This is a genomic window from Shewanella sp. GXUN23E (genome assembly GCF_050865035.1).
Classification (GTDB): domain Bacteria; phylum Pseudomonadota; class Gammaproteobacteria; order Enterobacterales; family Shewanellaceae; genus Shewanella.
This window is the reverse complement of record NZ_JBOZWP010000015.1, coordinates 1-17,464: the sequence shown is the minus strand read 5'-3', so window position 1 is coordinate 17,464 and position 17,464 is coordinate 1. Positions and strand designations below refer to the sequence as shown.

General features: G+C 55.0%; 14 protein-coding genes. 3 read left to right on the top strand and 11 right to left on the bottom strand.

Features of this window, described 5'->3' with window-relative positions:
- Positions 1-68 precede the first annotated feature (68 nt).
- The 7 genes from yfcC to ACRRUX_RS13360 all read right to left on the bottom strand — a co-directional run bounded on the left by yfcC (position 69) and on the right by ACRRUX_RS13360 (position 9,096).
- Complete coding sequence (yfcC, locus tag ACRRUX_RS13390) at positions 69-1,604, bottom strand: putative basic amino acid antiporter YfcC (RefSeq protein WP_432531125.1); 1,536 nt, start codon at positions 1,602-1,604, stop codon at positions 69-71.
- A gap of 120 nt (positions 1,605-1,724) precedes the next feature.
- On the bottom strand, positions 1,725-3,170 hold the full coding sequence (gene panF, locus ACRRUX_RS13385) for a sodium/pantothenate symporter (protein ID WP_432531123.1): 1,446 nt from the start codon (positions 3,168-3,170) through the stop codon (positions 1,725-1,727).
- A complete protein-coding gene (locus tag ACRRUX_RS13380; RefSeq protein ID WP_432531121.1) occupies positions 3,167-3,358 on the bottom strand; it encodes a DUF997 family protein in 192 nt (63 codons plus the stop codon). Before ACRRUX_RS13380 ends, panF begins: the two co-directional genes overlap by 4 nt.
- Before the next feature lie 287 nt (positions 3,359-3,645).
- Entirely contained in the window at positions 3,646-3,825 is a 180-nt protein-coding gene (locus ACRRUX_RS13375) for a Trm112 family protein (protein ID WP_432531119.1), read from the bottom strand.
- A complete protein-coding gene (gene lpxK / locus ACRRUX_RS13370) occupies positions 3,812-4,849 on the bottom strand; it encodes a tetraacyldisaccharide 4'-kinase (RefSeq protein ID WP_432531117.1) in 1,038 nt (345 codons plus the stop codon). Before lpxK ends, ACRRUX_RS13375 begins: the two co-directional genes overlap by 14 nt.
- Positions 4,850-6,673 carry a lipid A export permease/ATP-binding protein MsbA gene (gene msbA, locus ACRRUX_RS13365; protein ID WP_432531115.1) on the bottom strand — a complete coding sequence of 608 codons (1,824 nt, stop codon included), beginning with the start codon at positions 6,671-6,673 and terminating at the stop codon, positions 4,850-4,852.
- 35 nt (positions 6,674-6,708) lie between these two features.
- Entirely contained in the window at positions 6,709-9,096 is a 2,388-nt protein-coding gene (locus tag ACRRUX_RS13360; protein WP_432531113.1) for a DNA internalization-related competence protein ComEC/Rec2, read from the bottom strand.
- Between the two features lie 31 nt (positions 9,097-9,127).
- On the opposite strand from ACRRUX_RS13360, the gene ACRRUX_RS13355 reads away from it, so the two are divergent.
- Positions 9,128-9,637 carry a DUF2062 domain-containing protein gene (locus ACRRUX_RS13355; protein ID WP_432531111.1) on the top strand — a complete coding sequence of 170 codons (510 nt, stop codon included), beginning with the start codon at positions 9,128-9,130 and terminating at the stop codon, positions 9,635-9,637.
- Between the two features lie 137 nt (positions 9,638-9,774).
- On the opposite strand, the gene lolE is transcribed toward ACRRUX_RS13355, so the two are convergent.
- Genes lolE through ACRRUX_RS13340 form a run of 3 tightly spaced genes read right to left on the bottom strand, consistent with a single transcriptional unit; the run spans position 9,775 to position 12,957 of the window.
- The gene (gene lolE, locus ACRRUX_RS13350; RefSeq protein WP_432531108.1) at positions 9,775-11,025 is read right to left on the bottom strand and encodes a lipoprotein-releasing ABC transporter permease subunit LolE; all 1,251 of its coding nucleotides are present in this window, start codon (positions 11,023-11,025) and stop codon (positions 9,775-9,777) included.
- Positions 11,022-11,714, bottom strand: a complete 693-nt coding sequence (gene lolD / locus ACRRUX_RS13345) for a lipoprotein-releasing ABC transporter ATP-binding protein LolD (RefSeq protein WP_432531266.1) — start codon at positions 11,712-11,714, stop codon at positions 11,022-11,024. The genes lolE and lolD overlap by 4 nt, the downstream gene beginning before the upstream one ends.
- A gap of 10 nt (positions 11,715-11,724) precedes the next feature.
- A complete protein-coding gene (locus ACRRUX_RS13340; RefSeq protein WP_432531106.1) occupies positions 11,725-12,957 on the bottom strand; it encodes a lipoprotein-releasing ABC transporter permease subunit in 1,233 nt (410 codons plus the stop codon).
- A gap of 83 nt (positions 12,958-13,040) precedes the next feature.
- Here ACRRUX_RS13340 and ACRRUX_RS13335 point away from each other — a divergent pair, with 83 nt between their 5' ends.
- Both ACRRUX_RS13335 and ACRRUX_RS13330 read left to right on the top strand, forming a co-directional pair.
- Entirely contained in the window at positions 13,041-13,607 is a 567-nt protein-coding gene (locus tag ACRRUX_RS13335) for a hypothetical protein (RefSeq protein ID WP_432531104.1), read from the top strand.
- Between the two features lie 638 nt (positions 13,608-14,245).
- The gene (locus ACRRUX_RS13330) at positions 14,246-15,814 is read left to right on the top strand and encodes a winged helix-turn-helix domain-containing protein (RefSeq protein ID WP_432531102.1); all 1,569 of its coding nucleotides are present in this window, start codon (positions 14,246-14,248) and stop codon (positions 15,812-15,814) included.
- A gap of 793 nt (positions 15,815-16,607) precedes the next feature.
- Here ACRRUX_RS13330 and ACRRUX_RS13325 read toward each other — a convergent pair.
- A partial coding sequence (locus ACRRUX_RS13325; RefSeq protein ID WP_432531100.1) for a hypothetical protein occupies positions 16,608-17,464 on the bottom strand: 857 nt, incomplete at its 5' end.

Genomic DNA, 17,464 nt, shown 5'->3' with positions numbered 1-17,464 from the left:
GGTAAGGTAAGTTGCTGAAACAACAAAGGCGCCATCCGGCGCCTTTGCTTATCAATATGCTATCTGAGTTACACAAACCCCAGATAGTGAGTGGCAATCACCATCACACTGGACCCGGTCACCAGCATCAACATAAAGCGCCAGATAAACTTCACCCAATCGCCCCAATCGACCCGGCATACCCCCAGAGTCGCCATCAGGGATGCCGACGTTGGCACCAGAATGTTGGTAAAGCCATCACCCAGCTGGAACGCCAGTACCGCCACCTGACGGCTGACACCCACTATGTCCGCCAATGGCGCCATCAAAGGCATGGTCAGCGCCGCCTGGCCTGTGCCTGAGGTCACGAAGAAATTAAACACAGACTGGAACAGATACATAAACCAGGCAGACACCACATCCGGCAGCTGACCTATGCCCTGACCGGCAGCGTTCAGAATGGTGTTAAGTACGCTCGGCTCAGTCGCCTTGCCACCGCCCAGCAGCAACAGGATCCCCGAGGCACAGCCCACCAGTACCGCAGGTTCAATCATGGTCGCCGCGCCCTGCTTGAAGCTGCGGGCAATGGTGTTCATGGTCATGCCATTGAGGCGGAAAATCACCCCGATAATGCCAACGATAATTCCCATGGTGAAGAACTGACTGGCAATTTCAGGAATGAACCAGGCGTGGGCCACTACACCCCAGACCACCCATACGATAGTGCCGGCAATGGCGGCCAGCACCAGCCAGTCTCCCAGATTGAAACGGCTGTCCAGACTTGAGCTGGCCTGCTGCTCACGAAAGTGCGCGTCCGAGTGATAACTGTATGACGCTGTTGGCGTTTTCTGGATTTTCGAGGCATAACGCATGGTGAATAGAATACCCAGCAGGGTAAAGCCCATCCACATGGGCAGGCGCACCTCAGTGCCGGAGAGCACGGGCACACCAGCGATCCCCTGAGCAATCGCGACCCCGAACGGATTCATCCAGCTGCTGGCAAAACCCACCTGAGTCGCCACATAGGTGACCATCACAGTGGTCATGCCGTCATAACCCATGCGTATCATCAGGGGGCAAATAATGATGGCAAAGGCGATGGCTTCCTCGCCCATACCAAATACCGCACCGCCCAGGGAAAACAGGGTAAACAGTGCTGGGATAAACAGCTTTTCATTGCCGCGGGTCTTGTCGATCAGCCGCAAAATACCGTTATCTATGGTGCCGGTGGCCATCACCACCCCGAAGGAGCCGCCGATCACCAGCATGAACATGATCACACCAATGGCGCTGCCCCATTTGGAGCCGGAAGTCAGGCCTTCAAAGGCAAAATTCAGAAAGCCAACACCACCGCCGCCTTCAAACAGGGCAACAGGTTGCTTGAGCGGCTGTCCCGCCTCATTCAGGGCATAGTGAAAGGATTCGGGATTGACCACTTCCCGGGTCTTTTCCACGCCATCCACCACATAGTGAATTTCCTGAGTCTGGAAGGAGCCAATAGGGACGAAATAGGTCAGCAGCGCGGCAGCAAACGCCACGAAAAAGATAATGACCAGAGTGTCAGGCATTTGCCATCCACGGGATGGCGCCCCACTTTGGGCAAGGTTTTGTTGATGCAAAGCCATTTATATTGCCGATTATTATTTTAAAGACCGGCAATATAAACCAATCGTTCAATCCCGCCCAGAGTGAAACGGCGAATTCTTTGATGCTGCGCGCATAACCAAGCAAAAAATATGCATAGTTTAAACAGACTCTGTATCGCCTGCTCTCAGTCGCTCAAGAGCGCATACCAACAGCATAGCCAGTGCAGAGAGGCACAGTGCCGGGACAATCGGATGCACCTTGGCAGGCAGTGGCGCCAGTTGCAGCAATCCCAGATAGCTCGCAAGACCGGTCAGCATGGCTGCAAAGGCCCCGTGGCCTGACACTCGCGGAAAGAACAGGCCCGCGATAACCGGCCACAGGAATACCGCCTGCAGCGCGCCGAACGCTGCCAGATTGAGCCACACTATCATGTCCGGCGGTTTCAGCGCCCACCAGGCCGCCAGCGCGGTGATCACCACCATGGCGCCGCGGGTATAGCGCAGCTGCGCCGTGCCACTGAGCTCTGTCGTGGTAAATTGTCGCCGCTCCCGCACCAGCGCATCGCGGATCATGGTCACTGCCGATTGGAGCAACATGGAATCCACCGATGACATCACGGCAGCTATGGGCGCGGCCAGCAGTACCCCGGCCACCCAGGGCGAAAACAGCTCACTGATCAGGGTCGGCATAATGGTATCCGGCACCTTGAGATCAGGATACAACGCCCTCCCGAAGAAACCGCAAAGGTGCGGCACCAGGGTCATAAAGGCGCTGATCAGCGTGCCCCACAGAATGCCCCGGCCCAGCGCAGCCTTGTCTTTTACCGCCAGCAGGCGCACCACGGTATGGGGTAATCCCAGGGTACCGAAACAGATAAGCACCCAGAATGACAGCATCATTGGCCAGCCCAGCTGCTGCTCGCCGCCCATGGGACTGAGCAGCGCAGGTTTGCTTGCCGCCAGCGCAGCAAGCTTGTCGCCAAAGCCGGGAGAGGTCAACACGGCAAACAACAGCAGCAACACCCCGGCCAGCATCACTATGCCCTGCACCGCGTCGGTAGTGGCGACCGCACGAAATCCGCCGGTCAGCGTGTACGCCAGCACGGTCAGCACAAAAATCGCCAGCCCCACTTCATAGCTGATGCCACTGACACCGGCAAACAGCCGCGCGCCACCGATAAACTGTACGGTAATCATGGCGACAAAGCCCAGCACCAGCGACACAATCGCCAGCCGTGACAGCCAGGCATGCTGGAATCGACAGTCCAGCCACTCCAGTAAGGTGGCGTGTTGCTGTTTCATGGCTACAAATCTGGGGCCCAGCACCCCCATGGTGAGCATCGCCACCGGTACCTGGATCAATGCCAGCCATACCCAGCCAAGACCGATGTTATAGGCCGCCCCCGGCCCGCCGATAAAGGAGCTGGCACTGGTGTAAGTGGCCACCAGGGTGAGCGCCAGCATGGGACCGTTAAGAAACCGGCCACCGATAAAAAACTGCCTGGCTTTATCTGCATGCAGTCCCTGTGAGAAGCGGCGACTCAGGTAGCGGCTGATCAGCAGGCTCAGCAGCAGATACAATAAAATCGGGATAATGGTACTCATAAGTTATCTCTGGCGCTGAGCACAAACAGGGCCAGCAGCAGCAATGCCGGTGCCAGCAAACAGGAAAACCAGAACCAGAAAGGCAGCCCAAACCAGAGCCCGGTGTCAGCCAGCAGCAATGGTCCTGCACACCACAGGAGAAAATACCCAAGCGTCAACGCCAGGGTCAGTCTGGAGAGTGAAAACATAAGATCCCCGAAGTTCATCCTGCACTCGCCGGTCTGGCGACATCTTATGCCTGCCGCTGTTACTGCGGCCAAATGGGACACAGTCAAACAGGGTAAAGGCAATCACGCGCAGTGCCGGAAGATCCTGCCATCGGGATGCAGAATCGCAGAATATCAATAAAGGAGGCGGATTCTAGATCACATCGCCTGCAGGGGCAATTGTGTGTTCATCATGCCAAAGTGCCAAAGCAGTTATCCGTATAAAGCAAAACGCCTCCGGTCGGAGGCGCTTGGCTCTTGAGGGGAGATCACTCCTCGCTCTGGTACTCACCGGCACGGTTTTCCAGCAATACCGGAATACCGTCTTCAATCGGATAGGCCAGCTTATCGGCTTTACATACCAGTAGTTGCTTGTCTTTCAGGTATTCAAGTTTGCCCTTGCACACAGGACAAGCCACGATTTCCAGTAATTTTTTATCGAACGCCATGGGTGTTTCCTTGTTTTCCCGCTTTGGCTGCCACGACTTTTTGCAGCAGCTGAGTATCAAAATCTGGTCCTAGCTTGGCATCTACCGCCAAATACCACCAGTGTTGTTTTGCAAAACCGCGACACTTAACCGCATCTTTTTCTGTCATCAATACCGGAAGCGATGCCGACAGGGAGTCGATATCGGCCAGCGTGAAGGCCTGATGATCATCAAAGGCTCTGGTGCCGGCCAGTTCAAAGCCCTGCTCTGTCACCGTGGCAAAAAAGCGTCCGGGATTACCGATACCGGCCATCGCCACGACGGCGTCGCCAGCCTGAGGCGGCACGGCAGGATTATCAGCCAGCACGGGCCTCAGACCTGACGGGGATAAACTCATGGCGATTTCCTGTTCGGCAGGCTCGCCGCCATTGCACAGGCGGAAATCCACACTCTCCAGTCGCCAGGTGCCTTCACGCAACGGACCGGCCGGAATGAGCATGCCATTGCCAAAACGGCGATCTCCGTCAATCAGAGCAATTTCAATATCCCGACCCAGGGCGTAATGCTGCAGGCCATCATCACAGATAATGACATCCACCTGCGCGGAATCACTGTTAACGCCGACCTTATTGTCCAGCAGCACTTTTACCGCCGCAATACGGTTTGGACCAACCACCATGGGCACGCCGGTGCGGGCGAAGATCATGGCAGGTTCATCCCCCACCTCAGCACTGCTGTGATGGGCCTGAACCAGAATAGGGGCCTGAATGTTTACCCCATAGCCGCGGCTGATGACGCCGGGGGTATACCCGGCAGTCCTGAGCAGCTCAATCAGATACAGCACAGTGGGCGTTTTGCCGCTGCCACCGGCGGTGATATTGCCCACGACAATCACAGGCACGGGAGCGTGAAATACCGGCTTGATACCCAGCGCAAACAGGCGACGGCGCACACTGCTTATCAGCCAGAACAAGCCGGACAGCGGCCACAAAAGCCATTTAAGCCAGTGCCTGCCATACCAGATTTGATGAACCAGTGACTGCATTTAGCTGCCAAACTGCATTTGGTAGAGTTTGGCGTACATGCCGCCGTGCTCCAGCAAAGTTGCATGAGTACCGGACTCAACAATCTTGCCCTGCTCCACCACCAGGATCTGATCAGCGCTTTCAATGGTCGATAATCTGTGGGCAATCACCACTGAGGTGCGGTTATGACGCAGATTATCCAGCCCCTGCTGAATCGCCTTTTCCGACTCGGTATCCAGTGCGGAGGTGGCTTCATCCAGAATGAGTACCGGCGCATCGCGCAGCATGGCGCGGGCAATCGCGATACGCTGACGCTGACCGCCGGACAGCAGCACGCCGTTCTCGCCCACCATGGTATCCAGCCCATCGGGCAACTGCTCGATAAACTCCATGGCATGGGCCAGCGTTGCGGCTTCAATGATTTGCTCACGGGTGACTTCACCCGGATAGGCGTAAGCGATGTTGTTGGCAATCGTGTCGTTGAACAGGGTGACCTGCTGGGAAACCAGTGCCACCTGGCTGCGCAGGTTTTTCAGATCGTAATCATAGATACTGGTGCCATCCAGCTTGATGCTGCCATTCTCCAGCCCTATGTAGAAACGGGTGATCAAACTGGCAATGGTCGACTTGCCTGATCCAGAGCGGCCCACCAGCGCCAGTGTCTGGCCCGGTTTAACCTCAAAGTTAATCTGCTCCAGCGCCAATCTGTCCTGCTGTGGATAACGGAAAGACACGTCGTTGAACTGCAGCAATCCGGTCGCGCGCGCCACTTTGAATTGACCGGGATCAGGCTCAGGCTCGGTATCCAGCAATTCAAAAATCGTGGTACAGGCAGCGATCCCGCGCTGAAATTCGGCATTCACCCGGGTCAGGTTTTTAATGGGCTGCAGCATGGCCAGCATGGCACCCAGAATAGTGGCGAAGGTACCGGCAGTCAGCTCGCTCTTCATGCTGTCCAGGCTGGCGGCATAGAGCACAAATGCCAGCGCGAAGGAACCGATGATCATAATAGTGGGCTGACTGATGGCCTGCGCCACCGCCAGTTTCATATTCTGCTGACGGTTGCGGTTATTGATTTCGCTGAAACGGCGGGATTCGGTTTCCTGACCACCGAAGGCCAGCACGTTCTTGTGGCCTTTCACCATCTGCTCAGTGGTAGCAGTTACGCCGCCCATGGCGGACTGGATTTGTCTGGACACCTTGCGGAAACGGCGACTGACCAGCGTCATCACCAGTCCCATCAAAGGACCAATCACCAGAATGCACAGCGACAGTTTCCAGGAGTACCAGAACATCAGACCCAGCATACCGATAACGGTGACACTGTCGCGGACGATGGAGATCAGCGCGCTGCCGGAAGCCCGGGCGATCTGCTCGGTATCGAAGGTGACACGGGAAATCAGATTACCGGAGTTTTCCCGGTCAATGTAGCTGACCGGCAGATTCAGATAGTGCTCAAACACTTGCTGACGCATCTTCATAATGAGCTGGGCACTCATATAGGAAATGCCATAAGTAGAGACAAAGTTGGCCAAGCCCCTGAGGGTAAACAGACCTATCACCACCAGGGGGGCCAGCGTCAGTACATCGGTACTGGCCTGAAAGCCGCCAGTGGTAACCACATCCATGGCCCCGCTGACTCCGGAAAGTTGTCCGGCATTGCTTGCCTGTCCGCCAAAACCTTCGTCGATAAAGGGTTTAATAAAGGCGATGAAAGTGGCATCGACCAGACCATAGGTAACAAGTCCGCATACAGACAGAATAAACATGCCCTTCATCGGGGTCAGATACCCCATCAGGCGTTTAAACACTGTCCAGACTTCATTTTTCTCAGCAGCGGTCATGTGGAAATTATACTGTTGACGACAAAGGCGCCATTCTACCGCCCTTTTTTTCCCTCTCCAAACTCAAACAGCCTGTTGTACCAAAAAGGCGCCATGTTTGTACGATAACTGAGCACCTGCCACTCCTGCCGCGCCGGATAGACCCGAATGCTGATTTGTCCCTGCTCGCCGGTAGTCAGCGTGGCAATACCCAAATCCCGGTATCGCTGCAGCACATCAGCCTTGGGAAAGCCATACTGGTTGGCATAGCCTGCGGGAAACAGCGCCAGCTCTGGCGATACCGCCTGAATAAACGCGGTGGACGATGAAGTGCGACTGCCATGATGCGGCGCCACCAATACCTGCGCCGATAAGGCTTTGGCCGACTGCAGCAGCGCCATTTCACCGGCCAGCTCAATGTCCCCCGGCAGTAACAGACTGAATCTGCCATCACTGACTTTCAGCACACAGGAGCCATCATTGCCCGCCAGCGGAACCTGCGGACCCAAGATGGTCAGTTCAATCCCCTGCCATTGCCACTGCGTCAAACGACAGGGGTGCACCCCGGCCCTTTTACCCAATTCGGGCAACTCAGATCCCGGTAACTCGGGCGTTCCGACTCCGGGATCAGATGCAAGCCCGGCATTGGTGATCAGCACCGCATCCGGAAAGGTCTGCCTCAGCAGGGCCGCGCCGCCGGCATGGTCGTTGTCACCATGGCTGACAATTAGATAGTCCACCTGTGTCAGCCCCCGGGCCGCCAGAAACGGCAAAATACTGCGACTGGCATAGGTAAATCTGCCATAGGCTGCGCCCGTGTCATAAATGACCGCTCTGTGCTCACGGGAAATCACCACTGCCAATCCCTGCCCCACATCCAGCACATCTACCTGCCAGGGCTTGACTGCGTTATCCCCGGCTGCACTGACGTATCCCCACTGTGCGGCCGCAAATCCCAGAGGCAACAATGGCATCAGCGCTAACATCCGCCTGCCGGGAAGCAGCCAGTAAAGCAAACCGGCGATAAGCACAGCGCTCAGCGCCCATTGCCAGGCTTCAGGCAGCGTCAGCCAGGCGAAGGGCCAGCTGTCACTCCAGTGAAGCAGCCAGAGCAGCGGCATCACGCCCCACTGCGCCGGCAGCAAGGGCCAATTGCCCACAATGCCAAGCGCCAGACCCAGTGCACTGATCAGTGCGCCCAGCAAGGTCAGCGGGATCACCACCAGACTGAACCAGGGTACCATCAGTAAGTTCACCAGTATGCTGTAGGGACTGATGGCACCAAACAGCCAGGCCTGCAGCGCTCCCAATCCCAGTGACAAAAGCAGTTGCAGCCGGATAAATGCCAGCACGCCGGCGCGCAGTCGCTCGGATTGGGAAAGATGGGTGGCCATCAGCGGCCTAAGCGTCAGTAAAATGATGGCCAGCGCCGCAAACGACAGCCAGAAACCGGCACTGAGCGGCGATAGCGGATCCAGCAGCAATACCGCAAACAGCGCGTACAGCAGTCGTTCCCAGGGAGAGGCGAAGCGCTTACTCACCATCAGCAGCAGTACCATCAACAGCATCACCAGCGCCCTGACTGTCGGCAGACCGAATCCGGCCATGGCGGCATAAAACGTCGCGCACATCGCCGCCGCGCCCAATGCCAGCAATAGATTGCGTCGCCCCTGCGAGGGCCACAACCACCCCAGCAGCCAGATCCCCAGCAGATACACCCAGCTGCTGACCACCGTCAGGTGCAAACCGGATATCGCCACCAGATGGCCGGTGCCGGTTTGCCTGAGCTGTTGCCAGCGCTCATCGGACAACTGTCCGGTTTCCCCCATCATCAGTGCCAACAACAGATCGCCACCTTTCATGGAGGCCGTCAGCGGCGCCATGGAGGTAAGCAAGCGCTGACGAAGCGACTGGGGCGTTGCCAGCAACGTCGCCTCCAGTACTCTGCCCTTGGCGATAATATGATGACTTAAAAAGTATTTTTGCTGGTTGAAGCCGCCCTCATTGAGCACAGCGGCGATGCCCTTGACGCGCAGTCGGAACTCCCACACCTCGCCGACATTCACCGTTGGCGGCTCGGGCCAGCTGAGTCTCATGGCGCTGTAGGCTGGCCAGCTACCGCCCGGATTTAACAGGCGAATATTCGCACCAAGCCAGTCGCCCTCTCCCGAGACTAGTGATATGATTTCGCCGCGCACCACTGAGCTTGCCGGTTTATCATCCGTCTGATAGGACGACCAGACTGCAGTTGGCGAACTGAACATGCCATACAGACAAAGACTGAAATACAGGGTTGCAATCAGGCATCCGGCAATCACGGGTTGTCGTTTCAGTGTCAGCAGGGCGAGGCAAATCAGTCCGGGAAACCAGACTGGTCCGGGCACGTCAGGCCACAGGATGGTTGAGATCAGGGTGAGACAAAACCCGAACAGGAAATAGTTCATACGACTAGAGTAAAGACAGTAAACACCGCCTATGCCAAAAAAACTGCTGCAACGATATATCCCCAAACCTGAGACGCTGAAGCAACACAAGCATTTGAAAATGTTTGGCGATCTGCTGCACAACAACAATCTGTGGGTACTCAATCGCAAATCAGTGCCCGGCGCATTTGCCGTCGGTCTGTTTACCGCCTGGATCCCTATTCCGTTTCAAATGGTGCTGGCCGCCGCGCTGGCCATCGTATTCAAAGTGAATGTCCCGGTTTCCGTGGCACTGGTGTGGATCACCAATCCACTGACCATGCCGGTGATGTTTTACGTCGCTTATTTGCTGGGTGCCAGTTTGCTGGGCGTGGATGCCAGCCATTTCGAATTTGAAGCGTCCTGGGCCTGGATTAAGGCATCACTCACCACCATAGGCCCAAGTTTTCTGCTGGGCTGCGCCGTCATGGCCATCAGCTGGGCAGCTGCAGGCTACTTTATCCTGCGCAACATGTGGAAATACGCCACCCTGATGAAGTGGCAGCGCCGCAAGCGCCGCTAAAGCCAATGGCTATAGTGGATGGCTGAAGACCAAAAAGCCGGGCATTGCCCGGCTTCGTTCTTTAGTTAATTTGTTTGATTTAATTGGCTTGATTTGACGGGTGTTGACTGAATTGCAGAAGCATTGCCCGTCTGCACTCAGCGACCCGACAGCGCCTGCGCCGGCAATATACGGCTGGCTTTCAGCGCCGGATAGATGGTGGCAATCAGGCTCATCACCATGGCCATGGACAGCACTATCAATACGTCGCTGCTTTCCAGTCTTGAAGGCAGGAAATCAATAAAGTAAATATCCGCCGCCAGCAGTTTGACCGAAAACAGCTGCTCAATACCGCGGGCGATGGCACTGAGATTCAGGGCTATCAGCACACCGGCCGCGCCCCCCAACAGACAACCCAGTACCCCGTTTAATGCGCCCTGTACCATGAAAATCGTCATGATTGCACCGCGCCGGACACCCATGGTCATCAGAATGGCAATCTCGGCGGCCTTGTCGCGCACCGCCATCACCAGAGTGGAGACGATATTAAAACAGGCCACGGCAATCACCAGCGCCAGCACCAGATACATGACCACCCGCACCAGCTGAATATCCTGATACAGGTGCCCCTGGGTGCGGGTCCAGTCACTCATGTACAGATATTGATCCTGCTTGAATCCCAGCTCGCGAATAAGCGCTGGCGCCTGAAACACATTGGCGGTCTTGATGCGCACACCCGTCACGGTGTCACCCATATTCAGCAATTTGGCGGCGTAAGCCATGGGGATATAAGCGTTGGTTTGCTCCAGTTCCCCGCCCAGTTTGAAGGTGCCGGATACCACAAAGCGGTGGCTTTTGGCGCTGCCCAGACGACTGGCCTCACCGTTGCTGACGCTGGGGACATACAAGGACAGCAGATCGCCAACCTTGAGTCCAAGTTTGGCTGCCAGGCTGGCGCCCAGCACGATATTATTGCTGTCAGTGGCCAGTGAGTCCCACGCCTGTGGCGACATAAAATCGCGGATCACCGAGACATCAGGCTCCAGCCGGGTATCTATGCCGGTCACCGCCAATCCCTGAAAACCACCGGGCTTTTGCACCAGCCCCTCAATACGGATAAAGGGCGCAGCCCCTTCAATACCCGGGATCACCTGGGCCGATTTGACAATATCCGGCCAGCTGTGCAGCGGCTCGGCGGCGCCAATCAGCTCACCGTGCGGCACCACCCCCAAAAACCGCTGCTCAAGCTCACGCTCAAAGCCATTCATGGCAGACAGCACAATAATCAGCACCGCCACACCCAGGGCAATGCCGGCGGTGGAGGCGAAGGAGATAAAACTGATAAATCCGTTGGCCTGTCTGGCCCGGTAAAATCGCCATCCAATCCAGAAGCCAAGCAACCCTCTCATGCGTTGACCTCTTGTGGCACGATATGCCCATCCTGCATGCGTACCCGGCGATCCATACGGCTGGCCAGCTGATTGTCATGGGTCACCACCACAAAGGCGATGCCCAGACGACCGGCCAGCTCGCGAATAAGCTGATATACCGCCTCGCCACTGACCGCATCCAGATTACCGGTCGGCTCATCGGCCAGCACCACTTTAGGCTGATTAATCAGCGCCCTGGCAATGGCCACGCGCTGCCGCTCACCGCCGGACAATTCAGAGGGCGCATGTTTGGCGCGATGCCCAAGGCCCACCTGCTCCAGCAGTTCAAGCGCCCTGGCCAGCGCCTCTTTACGGCGGACACCGGCGATCAGTGCCGGCATGGCCACATTTTCCAGTGCACTGAATTCCGGCAACAAATGATGGAACTGATAAATAAAACCCAGCTCGCGATTGCGCACCTGCGCCTGACGGGCGGCATCCTGGACAAACAGTTTCTCATCCCCCAGCAGCACATCACCGCTGCAGGGCGTATCCAGAGTGCCCAGAATATGCAGCAAAGTACTCTTGCCCGAGCCTGAGCTGCCAACAATCGCCAGCAACTCGCCTTTATAAACATCCAGATCCACGCCTTTGAGCACCTGGGTCTGGGCTGCGCCATCATGATAGGTTTTGGTGATCTGGCGGCAGCTGAGCACAACATCCTGCATCTGTTTCTCTCTATTCATATCTCAGGGCTCCGGCGGGTTGAACTTTGGCGGCACGCAGCGCCGGATACAGGGTTGCCAGCAGGCTGATAAGCATAGTGCCCAGGGCGATAGAGCCCAGCTGGCTTAAACTTAACTGGGCAGGTAACTGAGTGCCCGCCCCCAGCACGGCAATCCCCAGGGTTTGCAGCACCAGATTGATATTCAGGGTGACCGCCACACCGGCAGAAATGCCCAGCACCAAACCGATAATGGCATTCAGACTGCCCTGAAACATGAAAATCCCCATCACCTGAGTGTGGGTCATGCCCTGGGTTTTCAGTACCGCCACATCGGCGGTCTTGTCCACCACCATCATCACCAGTGCCGACACTATGTTGAAGGCCGCCACCGCGATGATGAGGCTGAGCATCAGCGACATCATATTCTTTTCCATTTTCACGGCGCCAAACAGATGACCATAGTCCTGCCGCCAGTCGGTGACTGTCACCTTATCATTCAGGGTGCGAGCTTTGGCCTCCACGGCGGCGGTCAGCGCCGGTGCATTAAACGGGTCCTGCAGGTAGAGTCTCAGGGTGTCGACAGTATCGGGATTTTTACGCATCAAACGTCTGGCGTCCTGATACTGGATATACGCCACATTGGCATCCACCTGCGAGCCCATCTCAAACAGGCCGCTGACAGTAAACTTGCGCTGACTGGGCACCGGCCCCAGAGGCGAATACACCACCCCTTCACCACTGAGAATGCGGATGGTATCGCCGGGCGAGACGCCCAGACGGGAGGCCAGCTGACTGCCGAGGATCACGTGATATTCACCGGCTTTGAGGCTGTCAAACGAGCCGGCATAGGTGTGACGCGCCACATCGGACACAGCACCGATTTGCCCGGGATACACGCCGTACAGCCGCACCGCCGCAATGTTGGAAGGGGATTGCAGCATCGCCTGGGTAGAGGCACTGTCAACCACAGCAGTGACGCCCGGTAAACTCTGCAGCGCCTGACGCAGCGCATCGGGATCGCGCAATGCGTCAGCAGACGACACTGTCATCTGCGGCACGGCGCCGAGAATTCGCTGCTTGAGCTGACCTTCCAGACCATTCATTACGCTGGAGACGATAATCAGCGCTGCCACGCCCAGAAAAATCCCGCTGACGGCGAAAAAGGTAATAAAGGAAGCAAAAGCGTTGGCTTTGCGGGCGCGCCAGTAGCGGTAGCCGATAAAGAAAGGTGTGGAAAAGTTCATTGGCCCCTGACGGCTAAACTTGCTAAATCAAAGGAATGGGCACGATAATAGGTGGAATACCGGCATAAATAAAGAGGCAAGCCTTGATCTCTCCAGACAATTCCTATTTTAACGTGCCTCACGAATTCACAGCCTATCTTGAACCCTGGCAAGGCAAACACCTGCCCAACGACGCGCAGCTTCGGGAAATGCAATCCGTGGGGCTCAAGCTCATCACTGAAGTCAAAGAGCTGGAAAATGCCTGCCTGCTGCAATTGCGCCATCTGGATAACGAAGCCAAAGCCGTAGTGGACTTTCTCAAACTGCAATCGCGCAAAGTAGATCTGGTGCTGCAGTATATTCTGGAAAAAGAGGTTCAGGCGGGCAGCAAGCATGCGGGATTGAGCTTCGGCGGCAGTGGTTTTACTCTGTCATCACCGGCAGCACTCGCCCCCGGCAGCCAGTACCAAACCACTTTGTATATCCGTGAAGAGCTGATCAACATTCTGTGCATTGCCACTGTCACCGCCTGCGGTGAACAGGATGGCAAATTTATCAGCCAGATGGAGTACAGCGCCATTCTTGAGTCTGATATCGAGCAGTTGGTGCAGGCCAGTCTGCGGGTGCAGCAAAAACAACTTAAAGCCAGAAAACTGGGCAATACTCCCTGACACACCACAACGCCGCATCTTGATAGCGCCATCGCCCATTCCCCTGCCGCTAACCGCGGCGTTTACCCATCATTTTTCCGGCATCCGTGGCGGACACCTGTCAACCAGGCTATCGATGCGGCAGTTAGCCAATGCCAACGCCTTTGTCCGATCAGTACCCATCCGCATAGAAGATTGAGCTCATCAGAGGGCGAGTTGAAAAGGCTCACATACTGCGTCGCCACTGATGTTGAAAATCAAAGGGGATTTATCCCGATAGACCGTCAACTTGCCGCAAGCCACATGGATGTGGCGAATGTCTATATTGCAGGCGCAAATATAGTCCTTGCCTCTGTGCCTTTTCATTCTCGCTGAGTGACTAAACTCCTATGTGGATTGGTATAAAACGTGGGCCCAAAACACTGACCATACAATTCACTGCGTAAACCATGCCCGTCAGCTACAAATCGGCACTGATTCAATTACAAAGCACAAACACCATCAACCCGGAGTGATCGTTAGATTAATCTTCGTTAGTCTGCTGGGCGGGCTCTCAGATCTCATCATTAAATATGGAGTAAAACCGCCTGGGGCGTATATTTAGGGCGCTTTCACCTTCCCCCCTGCCATTTGGGCGACTTGCCATTTCGGGTACACACATGATTGATGTTCGTTACAAAATCAATGACCTCGTCCTGCATGTCAGTGAGGGGAAATTGTGTTTTCAGGACAGAAAACTCTGCATTGAACCCAGACTGGTCAACCTGCTGGGCTTTTTTGCCCGCCATCCGGAAACCGTATTTTCCCGGGAAGAGCTGATCCAGTCAGTATGGGAAGGTGCCGTGGTCACCGAGCAGGTGGTCACCCAATCGGTATTTGAGCTGCGCAAACTGCTGACAGAGTGTGATCAGGCAGGCATCATCACCACCATTCCCAAGCGGGGTTACAAGCTCAGCGCCGATATCGAAATCATTGAGGCCGATACCCTGTCCTGTGAGTGCGAGCATCCCGGCAACGACGACAAGCCCCGCGTCCAGACAGTAGACACCGCAGTGTCCGCGACGCCGCCTGTCAGCCCTGTCCAGCCGGTATCAGAATCGCCCACGCCTTTTCCTGCCGGCCCCATGAGTCAGGCCCTGTGCAGTCTCAGTACAACGCCGGACAAACCGCTGCTGTCAGGCTTCGCCGAAATGGCCAATGCACTGGCCAATCGCTTGTTTGACACCCTGATGCTGCTGGTGTTGGTGGCCATCGTTGGCTATCTGACCCTGTATCAGGCAGAACATACCAGTATGCCGGAGCTGGACAACCAACTGATTGCCATCGAGTCGAGCAACAATGCCGCGGTGCCGGATCATATGGGGTTGCTGGCCTATGGCATCAGCAAAACCCTGCAGCGCAATATTGAACAATTCAGCCATTACCGCACCCGCTATATCAGCTCCAGCCAGCAAACGCCGGGCAAACGGCTGATGGTCAGCATTGACCAGCGTGAAGACGGCGCTTACCTGACAGTACGTCTCTACAGCCATGCCACTGAGCGCGATATCTATCACAGCAGTGAATTGCTGACTCAGGAGAATCTGGCTCAGGTGATCCGCCACACAGGTCTGGCACTGCTTGACGATCTGCATGTCAGCCTGAACGATAGTCAGCGTCAGGCACTGATCCAATCCACCCCAAATGCGGATCAGGGACTCAAGCCACTGCTGCTGGCCAGTTACTGGTTACATGAAAGCGTGCCCCAATCCATTGATAAAGGTATTGCCCTGCTCGATACCCTGCTCTCCCAGCAGCCCAACAATGGCGAAGCACTGGCACTGAGATACACAGGCTATGCCCAGCTGCTGGCGCTGTCCAACCAGAGCACAGACAACAATGTGCTGCGCAATTATGGTCAGGCACTGACCGACTACCTGCAACACAACGCTGTGGTGGACACCCCCGAATTCTGGAATGCCGTGGCACTGCATGCGGTCATCTGTGGTCAGGATACCGACGCCAGACACGCACTCGCCAAAAGCTATGCACTGACCGGTGATTACACCTCCCTTGGCTATATCATTCTGGGCAAATTGAGCGAGCGAACCCAACCAGTGGTCGCCAGTGAAGCCTTCAGCCAGGCCTACTATCTCAACCGCAGTCCGCGCACTTACAAATTGTGCCAGTCGCTGGTTCACCCCAGTGAATTGAGTCAGAGTGCGCCAGTGCTGGCGAAGCTTAATTGAGAATAATCAGAGCTGAATTAAGGCCTGTTTATCACCAGCTTAATGGATTCGGTGGTTTGGTCAGAGTTAGCGGAATTCGCCGCCCGTGATGTAGAAGGTTTTCAATACTGAGCAGACGTTCAGAGGACAGCGTTAAATTTCCCAGGCAACAGAGCCAGCGCTGGATTCAACACACTTCCCTGCAAGAGCATTCCCAATGTTTTTGCTCACCTTTGGGGCCCAAGTGGCCCCGTTTTTTTGGCCTGATGGCGTCAGGCAGTGACGCATACTTTGCCAAGTTTTACTTGGGCGAGATTTGAGGTTTACCTGTTCACAACTGTCTTCTACTGGGTCGGTTACCGAGCTGCGCTTGGTCGAAATCGAAGCCAAATGCATCCCTGCACAAAAGCCAGTTCGCCATCCATGGCTCTCGTTCGCGACAAATGCCTTCGGCATGCTCACCCTGTCTCGCGTTCTTTAGCTTATCGCTGCGCGATACTCGCCCTTGATTCGACTGAGCCTGCGAGGAATCTGCCGGACAGGATGTCCAAATGCCATGAAAGGATGGATGCCTGAGAATGGCCATGCCAAGCCCACGCTATTTTCATCAACACCCTTCGGCGGCTCCAAAGGGGAAGCGGTGCAATCTTCAACGCCCATGTATCTAACTTCGGGACATTAGTTACTTGAGGGCAAGGGAATTAACGCCCGCATAAGGCGCCCATTACACGCTTGCTAGTATTTTAGGCCTTGTGCCGACCCAGCAAGCGTGTAATGGGTCGGCTTTAATGCGTTTGTTACACGATTTGGCGAATCAACATATTTTTGATATGCCTTTACTTATTAGATCGCCCTCAAGGTTATTGTAGCCATAGCAAGGGTGAGGCGAGCCTATTACGTGAACATTTCTGCCTTCAACATTTATAGAGCAAAATTTGTAATTTCCAGTGTTTCCCTTGGGGATAGATACGATATTGCTTTTAACTTTGTAGTACTGTGTTAGATATCTCCATGCAGAATGACCAGAGTCGGCATTACCATATGCAAATATAACGCTAGGCCTGGACAGAGATAGAGTGCAATTATGGAAAAAATTCATTGAAGACTTAACAAGATCACCAATGCGGTTGAATTTGGTGTCCTGCCTCTTCAGAAGTTTAAATCTATTGGGGATATCCGAAACTCCTTGGGAGGCCAAGAGAAGACCATTTGTAAGAATCATTCTTGACTTGTCGAAAGTTCCACTTCCGTAATGGTTATTTAAGATATCTGGTAGCTTTAAGAGTTCTTCGCGTAGAGGTGATTTTCCCCAGTCGCCTAACGATAGGTGGCAATAGTCGGGTTTTCTTGATCTTTCAGAAACCCATTCTTTATTGGTTTTTCCATAATCGGTCATGTTTCCATTGGTTCCCATGACGATCAGGTTGACTTCATTTCTATCCTTTTTGAAAAGGTCATATGCATTGTCGTATGGACTTCCATTGACATTGCTTAATCCGTTCTCTGAAAGATGATATTGGATTTTCTGAGTGACTCTGTTCATGCTTCGATTCGTATAACATTTGTATTGTGCGCATGCGCATTTTCTCACCTCTGACCACTTGGCAAAATCTCGCGCAACCCGCTGTTTTTTTAGATTGATTTTTAACCTAGCAAAAATCACCTTGGGTA

What these genes read in the sequence shown, in the direction of transcription:
- yfcC (WP_432531125.1), bottom strand. Translation starts at nt 1,604, where the DNA reads ATGGCTTTGCATCAACAAAACCTTGCCCAAAGTGGGGCGCCATCCCGT.
- panF (WP_432531123.1), bottom strand. Translation starts at nt 3,170, where the DNA reads ATGAGTACCATTATCCCGATTTTATTGTATCTGCTGCTGAGCCTGCTG.
- ACRRUX_RS13380 (WP_432531121.1), bottom strand. Translation starts at nt 3,358, where the DNA reads ATGTTTTCACTCTCCAGACTGACCCTGGCGTTGACGCTTGGGTATTTT.
- ACRRUX_RS13375 (WP_432531119.1), bottom strand. Translation starts at nt 3,825, where the DNA reads ATGGCGTTCGATAAAAAATTACTGGAAATCGTGGCTTGTCCTGTGTGC.
- lpxK (WP_432531117.1), bottom strand. Translation starts at nt 4,849, where the DNA reads ATGCAGTCACTGGTTCATCAAATCTGGTATGGCAGGCACTGGCTTAAA.
- msbA (WP_432531115.1), bottom strand. Translation starts at nt 6,673, where the DNA reads ATGACCGCTGCTGAGAAAAATGAAGTCTGGACAGTGTTTAAACGCCTG.
- ACRRUX_RS13360 (WP_432531113.1), bottom strand. Translation starts at nt 9,096, where the DNA reads ATGAACTATTTCCTGTTCGGGTTTTGTCTCACCCTGATCTCAACCATC.
- ACRRUX_RS13355 (WP_432531111.1), top strand. Translation starts at nt 9,128, where the DNA reads ATGCCAAAAAAACTGCTGCAACGATATATCCCCAAACCTGAGACGCTG.
- lolE (WP_432531108.1), bottom strand. Translation starts at nt 11,025, where the DNA reads ATGAGAGGGTTGCTTGGCTTCTGGATTGGATGGCGATTTTACCGGGCC.
- lolD (WP_432531266.1), bottom strand. Translation starts at nt 11,714, where the DNA reads ATGCAGGATGTTGTGCTCAGCTGCCGCCAGATCACCAAAACCTATCAT.
- ACRRUX_RS13340 (WP_432531106.1), bottom strand. Translation starts at nt 12,957, where the DNA reads ATGAACTTTTCCACACCTTTCTTTATCGGCTACCGCTACTGGCGCGCC.
- ACRRUX_RS13330 (WP_432531102.1), top strand. Translation starts at nt 14,246, where the DNA reads ATGATTGATGTTCGTTACAAAATCAATGACCTCGTCCTGCATGTCAGT.